Genomic DNA, 13175 nt, shown 5'->3' on the forward strand with positions numbered 1-13175 from the left:
ACTTCGCTTGATTATATACACAATAGATAGACTAATAAACCTTGCTAGATGGTCATATCTGACCAGCAAGGTTCAATACCTGAATTTGCTAAAAGTTTTTGCTACGTAAGTAGTTAGCATGGCTAGAATAAAAGAAGCCTTTACAAGCTAGATGATAGCAAGTACAGGCTTTTGTTTTAGATTAAAACATGACTCTCATCAAGTAGGTCTAAGACGATGAATCAGTAGTGGATGGTTCATCAGTATCCAAGTTGGCATCAGTATCGATGTCAAAATTAGTATCAGTCTCAAGAAAGTCATCAGACTCTTGAGTATTAGCATTCTCAAAGCCATCAGTAACTTGATCGTCTTTGATAGCTTTTTCAAATGGCTCAAGCGTAGGCATCAATAATGTTGCTTGCGCTAATGGTAAGACGTCTAATGGTGACAAGTTCGCTTGTCCCAGTAATTGCTTAAGTCTATCGCTTGGCAGACGAATGGTTAAGCATTCATGTCCCGTATCATCGTAACTTTCTGCTTGGATAACACCCAGCTCGTATAATGTGTTTTTGAGCTGACCGGCATCATAAGGAAGGGTCAAGTCAAACGTGGTTAGGGTACCCGTCAGTAATTGCTGCACGGCAAGTGACAGCTCTTCCATGCCTAGATTGTCTTTTGATGACACATAGACGCGATTGGGTTCGCCCTCGGTCGCATAGCCTATATGCGCAGGTTCACCCGTTAGATCAATTTTATTATAGATATTAAGCACTGGTACATCGTTACCAATCTCAGCCAAAACATCTTTGACCGCTTGGATTTGCTCATGCATATCTTCACTAGATGAGTCGATAACATGTAGCAATAAATCAGCCTCTAGCGTCTCTTCCAAAGTAGCATGAAAAGACTCAACCAATTCATGCGGTAAGTGACGAACGAAACCAACGGTATCGACCAACACTACTCGCCCCACGCCTTGCCAGTCTAAGCGGCGTAGAGTAGGGTCTAAGGTTGCAAATAGCTGATCCGCTGCATAGATGTTTTCATCAACTAAGCGGTTAAACAAAGTTGACTTACCCGCGTTAGTATAGCCCACTAATGAAATCGTTGGCACATCTGATTTTTGACGCTTAGCTCGACCTTGCGCGCGAGTTTGTCTTACTTTATCAAGCTTGTTCTTAAGCTGATTAACCCGCGTCTGTAGTAAGCGGCGATCTGTCTCAAGCTGAGTTTCACCTGGACCACGCAGACCGATACCACCTTTTTGACGTTCCAAATGCGTCCAACCGCGTACTAAGCGCGTAGACAAATGGTTCAGCTGCGCCAGCTCTACTTGCAACTTACCCTCATAAGTACGCGCACGCTGAGCAAAGATGTCTAAAATTAAACCAGTGCGATCAAGTACGCGGCATTTAATCAACGCCTCAACATTACGCTCTTGGGATGGCGATAAGCTATGATTAAACAAAACAATATCGGCATCGTGTTCACGAACCAGTTCAGCAATTTCTTCTGCTTTACCGCTGCCAACGAAGTATTTGGCATCAGGTCTTGAGCGTGAGCCAGTGACGAGTGCTAAACGATCTGCACCTGCCGAATCCGCCAACAGCTCAAACTCGCCTAGATCGTCAGGATCTTGGATTTGACGGATGTCTAAATGTACGATAATGGCGCGTTCGCCACCTGAATGTCTTTCAAAATAATCCAAAGAGTATCACCTATGAATAGAGTAAATAAATCGCTACTATTATATGAGATTGGCTCATTAAAGCAGCGTTAAGATAAGGTCTATATGTGGTCTGATGTCTTGATATTAAAGCGTATAAAGATAATTAACGATTGTTTTATGTTACAGAGCTATCTGCAAAACTTATCATTATTAAAAGTACAGTCTTCAAAGCGAATAGTAATAATGATAAAAAACGCTAAATAAACTGAGTGAAATTTTAGTAAAATAATAAAGAGTATTAGGCCAAAAGCAGCATGTTAGGACTGAGTGAACAAATCGTCACTGACTGACAAAATTTTGTTATACTTATCTCGTTTTTTGCCTTTAAGATGTACGTCTTAACCTGCAGACTTAATCCAAATTTTCTAATTTAAATAAATAATTATCCAAACAGTTATCTAATTATGAGGGACACAGATGAGCCAATCTAAGTCAGGCTTTTCGCTCAGAAAACAGCTAGGTCGTGGTAAGCAAATCGCTGGTATGACCTCTACTATTGCCGGTGGTATGCGGACAGCGCAACGTATTGGTGCCTTTCGTGAGCCACCACGTGAGACGCTACCACGCTATATCCAGACCTTTTGCCGCAAGATGGCAGGCTCCTTTGGCGTTAAAATTGTCCAAGTTGAGCCTGTGCCGCAACATCATGGTCTATGGGTATCCAACCATGTCTCATGGATGGATATTCCGGTAGTCGGCACAGTCAGTCCAGCCTTCTTTTTATCAAAGGCAGAGATTGGTGATTGGCCCATCTTCGGTAAGCTTGTCCATGCAGCAGGAACAGTGTTTATTAAACGTGGCTCTGGTGACGTAGGCTCAGTCACGACGCAAATTGCCAGCTTCTTGAATGAAGGCTTTTCGGTGATATTTTTCCCCGAAGCGACCACAACTGATGGCAAAAAGGTAAAACGTATTCATGGCACCTTATTGCAATCGGCTATCGACGCTGACGTGCCTATTCAGCCGCTAGTGTTATGCTATGTTAATAAGGACGGCACGTTGAGTGAAGAGTTGCCTTATTATGGCAAGCTTACGATGAAAACCAGTATAAAACGGGTGTTAGATAGTAAAGATGTGACTGCTTATGTATTGCCGCTTGAGCCGTTAGACCCGAACGGCCGTAGTAAGAGTGAGCTGACCAATATATTACAGAAGCGTATGCAAGATGGTTTAGCGGAGCTACATAATCGCGTGTTAAGTCAACCTGCTAATAAAATAGAGAAATTGGCTTCAACTTCGTAACTTATTGAAGTGCTTGAAATCGCTATTAGAAAAGGCGCAAATCGCAGTGATAACACTAGCGATTTGCGCCTTTTTATGTCAGTGATAAACACTAAGTAAGGTTAGTCATACAACTCTATGGAGATGGATTAGGCTGGCGTGTATGCACCGCTTCTATAGCGTCAATTACATCGGTGGTCAAGGTCAAGTTGATACTGTCGATATTTGACTTTAACTGTTCGAGAGTCGTTGCCCCAATGATATTACTGGTGACAAATGAACGTGAATTCACGAATGCCAATGCCATTTGAGCCATATCTAATCCGGCATCAGCCGCTATTTTAGCATACTGAGCCGTCGCTTCTTTTGCCTGTTCATTAACGTAGCGCTCAAAACGGTCGTATTTAGTTAGGCGTGCTCCAGCAGGTCGTTTGCCATCGAGATATTTACCTGATAGTACACCAAAGCCAAGCGGTGAGTAAGCGAGTAAACCGACGTTCGAACGATGCGAAATCTCTGCCATTCCTACTTCATATAAACGGTTGAGCAAGCTATATGGATTTTGCACAGTAATTGGTGCTTTTAAACTATTTTTATCTGCTTCCCACAGATAGCGCATCAAACCCCAAGCAGTATCATTGGATAGCCCATAAGCACGAATACGACCTTTTTTAATCTCATCGTTTAAGGCGCTGATGGTTTCCAAAAATGGCGTTAAGTCTTCTAATGGTTGCGCGGCCATGTCTTCAGTATAACCACGCTGTCCAAAATAGTTTGATTGACGTTCAGGCCAATGCAGCTGATAAATATCAATATAATCTGTCTGCAGACGCTCAAGATTGCCATCAATAGCGCTACTTATTTGTTCAGCGGTATAACGGGTTTGTCCGTCACGTAAAAAGCTCATTGGCGACATTTTGCTAGCGAGTATGACTTTGTCGCGCTGTTTGGTTTTATTGAACCAAGTGCCGACGTAACGTTCGGTGTCACCTTGTTTGTCTTTGTCCGGCGGTGAAGGATACATCTCTGCAGTATCCCAAAAATTTACGCCTTCGCTTAGCGCCATATCCATTTGCTCATGTGCTTGAGCCTCAGTATTTTGCTGTCCCCATGTCATAGTACCTAGACAGATTTTAGAAACTTTTTCGTCGATTTGCGGAAGCATTTGATATTGCATACGAGTATCCTTTTTGAGATTGTTTATTCCATATATTATTTTTAGGCTATCACATTATTTGGACGCCAGTTACGCCAGGTGGAGTCACTTTAAAGACCTTTACTTTGAACAATACTGACTGACCAGCAAGAGGATGATTAAAATCCACTTCTATCTCATCATCATTGATAGCACTAATCGTACCGGGTAGGGTGTTTTTACCTTTATCTTCAAATTCGACCAACATCCCAATTTCTGGACTGTCAGTGACGAGAGCGAATTGAGTACGACTAAAATGCTGTATATTTTCAGGATTCCACTCACCAAAAGCTTGCTCAGGATCAAGGTGGGCGGAGCGAGTGTCGCCAGCACGTAAGTTCATCAGTACTTGCTCAAAACCTGGTAATAAACTCTCATCACCAATAGTTAGCGTCACGGGTGAATCACGGTTGAAGGTTGAATCAATAGTGGTGCCGTTTTCTAGCGACACTTCAAAATGTAGCTTAACGAGGCTGCCAAAGGTGATGCGCGTGTCCTCGTTAGGATTAATAAATTGGGACGAATCTGTAGGTTGGGTCATAGTAAAAAGCCATCTATTGCGAGAGTAGGAAGTTAAGTCAGTCGATAATATAAGAAATGATAAGCTATCTATAAAGATATGTAAGCGTAAATAGTGTAAAGCAAATAGTGTACTATATTTGGCGAACATAAGAGTGAGTAGGAATATTGATGACAAACAAACAGCAAGGTCATATTAACAAATGGCAAGAAGATAAAGGCTTTGGTTTTATTGAAACTGAGGTTGGTGAGTCCGTATTCTTTCATGTCAGTGAATTCAAAGCCCAGCGTCGCCCCAAGATTGGCGAGTCAGTCGTCTTTACGATTGGTCGAGATAATCAGGGTCGCCTGCAAGCTAAACAAGTACAAGAGCTGAGCTTCGTGCAACAAAAAATGGCACAAAAGAATCAACAAATTCGTAAACGTAATCAAAAGCGCAGCTCACAAGCAGAATTTGAGGAGGGACAAAAGAAGCGTTTGTTCCTCGGTATTGGTTTTTATGGCGTGTTAATCCTATTGGCTGCAACAGACAAGCTCAGCTGGCTAGTGATAGGTTGGTATGTGGCTTTAGGATTCATAACTTACGCAATGTATGCCAAAGACAAAGCCGCTGCCCAAAATGGTGATTGGCGTACGCCCGAAACAACGTTGCATCTATTAAGTGCACTTGGTGGCTGGGTAGGAGCGATGGTCGCACAGACGTATTTGCGTCATAAATCACAAAAGCCTGAGTTTCGGATGACTTATTATCTGACGGTAGTGATTAATATGGCAGGGTTGTTGTTTATATTAGCTGGTGGACAATTGAGCATTTTGGAAGCGCTGTTGTAGGTCATCTTTTGGCGTGGCTTGGTTTAGTGTGGTTTGGATTGACCCATCAAGATCTAGTAGATGATGTTAACTAAACGATAGTCTATCGATAACTGATAGATGACAATAATCGCTTTTAATATTGTTATTATATTGAGATATTTAATAAAACTATTTAAATAGTTGATACACAGATAATTTAAAAGAGGAGAAATCCATGAGTAACGATACTGACGTTGATTTGAAACAAGATATTTTTGCAGCGTTAATTGAAAAACATGAGGTTCAACGCGAGCTATGCGACAAGCTTGAAAAAACAGAGGGTGATGCACAGCGTAAAACCGTTTATGAAGATCTCAAACTAGAGCTACAAGCACATGCAGCGGCTGAAGAGCGTCATCTATATGTACCAGTTATGCAGCATGATGAAGGTCTGGAGTTGTCTCGTCACGCCATTACTGAGCATCATGAGATGGATGAGATGATGGAGACTTTAGATGATGGTCGTATTGGACAAGAGAAGTGGGATAAGACTTGTGCAGATCTGATTCATAAAGTACGTCATCATTTAGAAGAAGAAGAAAATGAGTTTTTTAAACAAGCGGAAAAGATTTTAGATACGGATTTGCAGCAACGTCTTGGTGCTTTGTACCAAGTTGAACATGCTGAATTTGAGCAAACCCACGCAGATGATTGATTGCTAAATGTTTTGATAAATTGCAAAGTTAGCGTATTAAAATAGCCACTATATGTAGTGGCTATTTTTTTGGTGGATAGTTTTATAATAGTTGTTTCAATGCAACTCTAATACTTGCTTATAAAGCGCGGCATCTGTTGCCGAAAAGCAGCAGAATATCACTTCACGGATTGAAAGGTCAGCTGCCTTCTTTAAGCCACTTTGCATATATTCTTCGACAGTATTAACCGCAATCTCAGTCGCTTGCTCCAGCGGATATCCATACACGCCAGTGCTGATAGCGGGGAAGGCAATACTGGCAAGATTGTTTTCAATCGCTAAATTCAACGAGTTCTGATAGCAACTAGCAAGTAACGCTGCCTCATTATCATGACCGCCATTCCAAACAGGTCCTACGGTATGAATCACATACTGAGAGGGCAGATTAAACGCCGGACTGATCTTAGCATCGCCTGCCGCGCAGCCATTTAGTGTACGGCAGTATTCTAGTAGCTCAGGCCCCGCCGCTCGATGAATCGCGCCATCGACACCGCCGCCACCAAGCAAACTTGAATTAGCAGCATTCACAATTGCGTCAACCTTTAGCGTGGTGATATCTGCCTGTAATACTGACAAAGTCACGGCATTAGAGCGCTCACTATTAGGATTTTTAGAAGCAGAAATTTTCTTTTGATAAATAGGTCTTGTTTGAGTGTTTGACATAGAAAAACCCTTTTATTTGTGCAACAATCTTATTTTATAACTTATTCTAAATTATTTTCCATCGTTTGCTTGTATGTTGTATGGTTATAATAAGTTGCACTTTATAAGCATAGTTTTACAGCTCTATAAACAAATAAATAGGCAAATAAACAGCTAAAAAAGGTGAGCAAAGAAATCCTGAGTTTTTGGCGATTAATCTCTTTGGTAAAATCTCAACGTTGAGAATTAGAATTGCTTGAAGTGTGTTCAAAATGCGTTACCAATTGCTTACGCTTGGTTAGATGAGCAGGAATATATAGCAGGAGCAGCTCCAACACCTTAACTTAGCAAAAATAACAGGCAAAAGAAAAGGTGGGTTACGTATTTGTAAACCCACCTGCTAAATCTAAAAACTATTTACGATTATAATCGCTAAACCTCACGCTTCTTTTCTAAAAACAGCATATCAATGACAATCATCGCCACACCAATACTTATTCCCATATCGGCAATGTTGAAGATCGGATAATGCCAGACATCCGCGTTGTGCACATGAATAAAGTCAATGACATGACCATGTAGCAAGCGATCTATCAGATTACCAACTGCACCGCCGAGCACTAGTGCTAGACCTGTAGATAGCAGCTTGGCTTGGCGTGGAGCCTTTATCAAATAGCCTATCAAGAACAGCGACATGATTAGAGCAAGACCCGAGAAAAACCACTTTTGCCAACCGCCTGCATCGGCCAAAAAGCTAAACGCAGCACCATAATTGTACGCTAAGGTCCAGTTAAGAAATGGTTCGATAACGGGCACTGGCTCATGGAATGTCAGGTTGGTTTCAGCCAGCCATTTCGTCCACTGATCAATGATAAGCACGGCAAGCGACAGCAAATACCACATAAAAGCGCGGCTACCATTTGCAATCATTTTTGGGGTCTTGGTCAAACGACTTCTCGGCGTCGTTGAGCTACCCGTGGTCGCATGAGCAGGCCTAGGTGCATTGTCGAGCTCGATATCAGGCTTCTTATTTTCAGGTGAGTCCGTTGGGTTAGGCGTAGAATTAGGCATAGTGGCGCACCTCGCCGTTACCAATGACGTTGGTTACGCAGCGAGCACATAGTTCAGGATGTGCTGCATCTGTACCGATGTCATTACGGATATGCCAGCAGCGCACGCATTTGGTACCAGTCGCGGCGCTAACATTTACCACTAAGTCTGACATCTCTTTGGTGCTGTTCTCGGCTTGCTCTGCGGCATTATCTTTATTAGCAGCAGGTGCATCACTCATCGGCTTTAAGGTTGCGCTACTGGTAATTAGCACAAAACGCAGCTCTTCGCCAAGCTTGGCTAAGCTTTCATGCATCGCACCGTCAGCATATAAGTCAACGTCAGCTGATAAGTTAGCATTGATGATTTTTTCACCACGTGCGGTTTCAATATGCTTATTCACCATATCTTTAGCCAGCATGATACGTTGCCAGTCATCGGTACTGATGGCGCTTAACTCAAACTCTGGGAACTCGTACCATTCTTCCGTAAACACATAGGCGCTTTCATCAGCATTGTTGCTATGTAGTACTTCCCACGCTTCTTGCGCGGTGAACGACAAAATCGGCGTAATCCAGCGAATCAATGCTTGGGCGATATGATAAATAGCCGTTTGCGCAGAGCGACGCGGCTGTCCATCAGTTTGGGTCGTGTACTGACGGTCTTTGATAATATCTAAATAGAAGCTGCCCAAGTCTTGCGAGCAAAACGCTGCAATATGTTGAGTGACTTGGTGAAAGTCCATGGCATCATACGCAGTAATGATTTGTGCTTGCACGGTTTGCGTACGCTCAATGATGAACTTATCAAGGCTGACTAGTTCGTTAATATCAATGCTGTTGATTGCTGGATCGAAGTCATCGGTATTGGCAAGCAAGAAACGCAAGGTATTACGGATACGGCGATACATATCGATTGCGCCTTTAAAGACCGTTTTACCCGCGCTCATCTCATAACGATAATCGCTAGAGGCAATCCACAAACGCAGCATATCTGCGCCTGTTTTATTAATCTCATCCTGCGGAGTGATGATATTGCCCAATGATTTACTCATCTTGCGACCGTTTTCATCGACCACAAAACCATGTGTCAACACTTGCTTAAACGGTGGGCGCTCGTACATTGCTTCAGACGTTAATAGTGAAGTCTGGAACCAACCGCGATGTTGATCTGAGCCTTCCAGGTACATATCAGCTGGATTGGTTAATTCATCGCGCTGCTCGAGAACGGCAAAATGCGTTGTCCCTGAATCAAACCAAACGTCTAAAGTGTCGGTAGATTTATCATAATCAGCGGCTTCCGCGCCTAAGTAGTCTTCACAACTGGCATCAAACCAAGCTTCAACACCGCCTGCATCGATATTTTTCGCGGCTACTTCCATTAGCTCAAGCGTATTAGGATGCAGCTCACCCGTTTCTTTATGAGTGAAAAAGGCAATCGGCACGCCCCAAGTACGTTGACGTGAGATACACCAATCTGGACGACCGGTCATCATAGATTCAATGCGGTTTTGTCCCCATGCTGGCGTCCATTTGACCGCTGGAATATCCGCAAGCGCACGTGCGCGTAAACCTTTGGTTTCCATGTTTATAAACCATTGCGGCGTTGCGCGGAAGATAATCGGCGACTTATGACGCCAGCAATGCGGATAGCTATGCTCAATTTTGGTATGGCTAATTAAGTGTCCGTTGTCATGTAGGGTGGCGATGATTTTTGGATTGGCTTTATAGATATGCTCACCAGCAAATACCGCTGCACTTTCTAAATAGACACCTGTACCGCTCACTGGGTTTTCAACTGGTAAGTTATATTTAAGACCAACGATATAATCGTCGAGACCGTGACCGGGTGCCGTATGTACTAAGCCAGTACCGCTATCGGTGGTTACGTGATCGCCTAAGATAAGCGGCACTTGACGATCTTCAATCAATGGATGCTGGGCACGCAGACCTTCAAGCTCACGCCCTGATACGGTTGCCAATACGCCTTCATTACTGAGCTTAAGCTCGGTTAATGCCGTTTCAATAAGGTCAGTTGCTAATAAGAAGTTACCTTTGTCAGTCGCGACGACACTATAGTCATGTTCAGGATGTACAGCGATCGCTTGGTTAGCAGGTAATGTCCAAGGCGTCGTGGTCCAAATAACGACTGCAATATTGCCATCGATTTCGCTTAATGCGGCAACCTTTTCGGTATCAAGCACATCAAAGCTAACGTAGATAGCATCAGATACTTTGTCTTGGTATTCAACTTCGGCTTCAGCTAGGGCAGAGCTACAATCCAAGCACCAGTTGACTGGCTTCATACCGCGGGTCACATGGCCATTGTCATAAATTTTAGCCAGTGCGCGTACGATGTTGGCTTCTTGATGGAAGTTCATCGTGAGATAAGGGTTGTCCCAATCACCAAACACGCCTAGACGTTTAAAGTCTGCCTTTTGCAGCTCAATCTGCGTGCTTGCATACTCACGGCACAGACCGCGGAACTCGGTAGCAGAGACTTTTTGACCGACCTTGCCGACTTTGGCTTCGACTTTTTGCTCGATAGGTAGACCATGACAATCCCAACCGGGCACGTAAGGCGCATCAAATCCTGATAAGGTTTTTGACTTTACGATAATATCTTTCAATACTTTATTGACCGCGTGACCTAAGTGAATCTGACCATTGGCGTATGGAGGGCCGTCGTGCAAAATGTATTTGGTCGCACCTGTACGCGCCTTGCGAATTTTGCCGTACACATCATCCGCTTCCCACTCAGCAAGCCAATCTGGCTCACGTTTGGCAAGGTTTGCGCGCATAGCAAAGGGCGTATCGGCAAGGTTCAGCGTGTCTTTATAGTCGATAGATTCGGTCATAGTCGTTGTCTTTGTCTCTATTTATACAGTGGAAAGATAAGGGTTAGGATGCGCAATATTATAAGGTGACTCATAAACCAACGGACATGTTTAGCAAAAATAAAAGCTACCCATTATAGGATAAATAAGGGACTAAAAATAGGGGCTTTCATCCATTGAACCAACCACTAAATTGAAGCTGTTGCTAGGTAATGGGTAGTTGATGCGAGTTGGATTGACATCATTTTCGGGAATGTACTGAGTATTAGTAATATAGTCAGTTCAAAATAAAAGGAGTACATACTGTAATACCGTTCTGCTGGGATGAGTTTTCCTCGCTTGCTGTGCGCAAGCCAGACAGAGGCTGCGAAAAATTCATCTCAGCAGTATTGTATTTTTTTAGAGTGAGTCGACTATATTGGCTGCTGCATTGAGATATGCGTGTTGTGCTAGTCAATTTCAAGATTAGGGTGTTTAATTGCTAGCCTTGACTCTAACATTAACATCGTCTCTAGCTGCCAATTGATTCGTCACCATAATCAGTCCTAAATAGAAGTACAAAAATCATAACGCGCTACTGAGATAAATGCCTTGCAAAAGAAATGCCAGTACAGCATGGATAACTAAGGAACAATTAGGGGAGAAAAGGCAAGATGTATAACAGGAGATGAAGGAAAGACTTTCTAATAAAAATAGATTCTATAAAGATCTAAAAGTGCCTGAAATCCTATCGTTAATCAGGTTTAAAAACCATGCTCTTAAAATATTACATGGTCTTTTAACGTGTTTGAACACATGTTTTTTTGAAAAGTTAGACCGGTACGATGGTCAGCTGCTCTGCCAAGCTAAAGAATGGTTTTGCAGAGCATTCAAAATCAAGCCCAGCCTCCAAATGATTCAAATGCTCGTCAATTAATAATAGAAGGCGTTCTTCATCCTTTGCTTCGATAGCCTGTACCATATCAAGATGTTCATCTTCGGCACAATTGGACGATCCGACCTTATTATACAAGCCGATAATTAAGGTAGTACGTAGCGTCAATTCACTCAAAAACTGCTCTAGGACTTGGTTGTCAGCGATGGTAGCCAAATGCATATGAAATGTACGTGACAAGCGAAGTTCTGCGGGCTTATCGCCTTGCGCACGTGCTTTAGCCTCAGCGGCTATCGTGGCGCGCATATCAGCAATATCTTGCGGAGTGATGTTCTTGATTACCTTACGTGCAAGCGTCCGCTCAATCGTGCGGCGGGCTTCAAACACATCGCCAGCTTCTTTCGGCGAAGGCGTGGATACAAAAGCACCTCGATTAGGCTGTAATTGCACCACATGCATGGTTGCAAGCGTAGAAAGCGCACGCCTGACATTGGCTCTATTACATTCAAATAGATCGCTCAACATCTGCTCACCTAGCTTTGTTCCGGCTGGCAGACGCTGCTCTGACACCGCAGCGGTGATAGAGTTAATGATCGTTTGCTCTGGTATCTCATCGAACCCAGAAGCTGATTTTTTAGTTTTTACAATATTCATAGGCGCAATTATAGAGCCCCATCCTCATCGCCACAACAAATATTATAAATTTTTGATTGTTTTGTTAACAATAATAGTTAACAATGTTTGTTAACAACGATTATTTGATGACAGTTCGATATTGAATAATTGATAACGAGTAATTAACAACAAAACTAAAAATTAATAATGAAACTAATAACGAAAATGACAACTAAAACGAGCAATAGCGAGCTTCTATGAAAATTTTAGTAATGAATCCAAACTCAACGACTTCAATGACAGATAAAATCGTTGAAAGTGCGCGTCAAAAAGCCAGTGCTGGCACTACCATTATTGGCGCATCTGGAACGGATGCTCCTGCCTCTATTCAAGGACATCACGACGAAGCGTTGTCTGTTCCTGGTTTAATCAGACGTTTACAGCAAGCTGAAGCAGAAGGTATTGATGGGGTGGTGGTTGCTTGTTTTGATGATCCGGGTATCGGCGCTTGCCGCGAAGTTTTTTCAGGACCTGTTCTTGGAATTTGCGAAGCAGCAGTCAAGGCGGCAAGTATGATTTCGACGTCATTTAGTGTTGTCACGACCTTACCTCGATCTGTACCTGTGATTGAAGAGCTTATTCATGGTTATGGCTTATCCCATCGCTGCCGCCGTGTACGCTCTGCTGCCATACCGGTACTTGCACTTGAAGAGCCTGGCTCTGGCGCACGAGAAAAAGTCCGTGATGAGATTTTACGTGCGGTACGTGAAGATAACTGCGAAGCCGTTGTTTTAGGCTGTGCTGGTATGGCTGATTTGACAGAGTGGTTGACTGAGGAGACTGGCGTTCCTGTCATTGATGGCGTTGCTGTTGCTACGCGCATGGTTGAGGCCTTGGTTGGCTGCGGCTTGAAAACAAGCAAAGTTGGCGCCTATGCGGCACCGATTCAGAGTTAAATAAATTGAAATG

At 43.2% G+C, this 13175-nt stretch carries 11 protein-coding genes; 4 read left to right on the top strand and 7 right to left on the bottom strand.

Annotated elements, in window-relative coordinates; translation table 11 throughout:
* Window positions 1-208: 208 nt before the first annotated feature.
* Window positions 209-1687 carry a ribosome rescue GTPase HflX gene (gene hflX / locus ACTQ9S_RS06870; protein WP_068034400.1) on the bottom strand — a complete coding sequence of 493 codons (1479 nt, stop codon included), beginning with the start codon at window positions 1685-1687 and terminating at the stop codon, window positions 209-211.
* 438 nt (window positions 1688-2125) lie between these two features.
* Here hflX and ACTQ9S_RS06875 point away from each other — a divergent pair, with 438 nt between their 5' ends.
* Window positions 2126-2950 carry a lysophospholipid acyltransferase family protein gene (locus ACTQ9S_RS06875; RefSeq protein WP_068034402.1) on the top strand — a complete coding sequence of 275 codons (825 nt, stop codon included), beginning with the start codon at window positions 2126-2128 and terminating at the stop codon, window positions 2948-2950.
* Between the two features lie 115 nt (window positions 2951-3065).
* Here the strand turns inward: ACTQ9S_RS06875 and ACTQ9S_RS06880 are convergent, their stop codons facing one another.
* Window positions 3066-4106, bottom strand: a complete 1041-nt coding sequence (locus tag ACTQ9S_RS06880; RefSeq protein WP_440454505.1) for an aldo/keto reductase — start codon at window positions 4104-4106, stop codon at window positions 3066-3068.
* Between the two features lie 49 nt (window positions 4107-4155).
* A complete protein-coding gene (gene fkpB / locus ACTQ9S_RS06885) occupies window positions 4156-4665 on the bottom strand; it encodes an FKBP-type peptidyl-prolyl cis-trans isomerase (protein ID WP_440454506.1) in 510 nt (169 codons plus the stop codon).
* Between the two features lie 149 nt (window positions 4666-4814).
* On the opposite strand from fkpB, the gene ACTQ9S_RS06890 reads away from it, so the two are divergent.
* Together ACTQ9S_RS06890 and ACTQ9S_RS06895 are read left to right on the top strand one after the other, a co-directional pair.
* Complete coding sequence (locus tag ACTQ9S_RS06890) at window positions 4815-5474, top strand: DUF1294 domain-containing protein (RefSeq protein ID WP_440454507.1); 660 nt, start codon at window positions 4815-4817, stop codon at window positions 5472-5474.
* Between the two features lie 196 nt (window positions 5475-5670).
* Window positions 5671-6150 carry a hemerythrin domain-containing protein gene (locus ACTQ9S_RS06895; protein ID WP_068034415.1) on the top strand — a complete coding sequence of 160 codons (480 nt, stop codon included), beginning with the start codon at window positions 5671-5673 and terminating at the stop codon, window positions 6148-6150.
* Between the two features lie 96 nt (window positions 6151-6246).
* On the opposite strand, the gene ACTQ9S_RS06900 is transcribed toward ACTQ9S_RS06895, so the two are convergent.
* From ACTQ9S_RS06900 to ACTQ9S_RS06915, 4 genes are all read right to left on the bottom strand, one after another.
* The gene (locus ACTQ9S_RS06900; RefSeq protein WP_440454508.1) at window positions 6247-6852 is read right to left on the bottom strand and encodes an O-acetyl-ADP-ribose deacetylase; all 606 of its coding nucleotides are present in this window, start codon (window positions 6850-6852) and stop codon (window positions 6247-6249) included.
* 411 nt (window positions 6853-7263) lie between these two features.
* Window positions 7264-7902 carry a signal peptidase II gene (lspA, locus tag ACTQ9S_RS06905; RefSeq protein WP_082785609.1) on the bottom strand — a complete coding sequence of 213 codons (639 nt, stop codon included), beginning with the start codon at window positions 7900-7902 and terminating at the stop codon, window positions 7264-7266.
* Window positions 7895-10738 carry an isoleucine--tRNA ligase gene (gene ileS, locus ACTQ9S_RS06910; protein ID WP_440454509.1) on the bottom strand — a complete coding sequence of 948 codons (2844 nt, stop codon included), beginning with the start codon at window positions 10736-10738 and terminating at the stop codon, window positions 7895-7897. Before ileS ends, lspA begins: the two co-directional genes overlap by 8 nt.
* A gap of 790 nt (window positions 10739-11528) precedes the next feature.
* A complete protein-coding gene (locus tag ACTQ9S_RS06915; RefSeq protein ID WP_440454510.1) occupies window positions 11529-12245 on the bottom strand; it encodes a GntR family transcriptional regulator in 717 nt (238 codons plus the stop codon).
* Between the two features lie 218 nt (window positions 12246-12463).
* Between ACTQ9S_RS06915 and ACTQ9S_RS06920 the strand changes: the two genes are divergently transcribed.
* Window positions 12464-13162, top strand: coding sequence for an aspartate/glutamate racemase family protein (locus tag ACTQ9S_RS06920; RefSeq protein WP_068034421.1), 699 nt, complete (start codon window positions 12464-12466; stop codon window positions 13160-13162).
* The last annotated feature ends 13 nt before the right edge of the window (window positions 13163-13175 follow it).

This window comes from Psychrobacter sp. ASPA161_9 (genome assembly GCF_051970275.1).
GTDB lineage: Bacteria > Pseudomonadota > Gammaproteobacteria > Pseudomonadales > Moraxellaceae > Psychrobacter.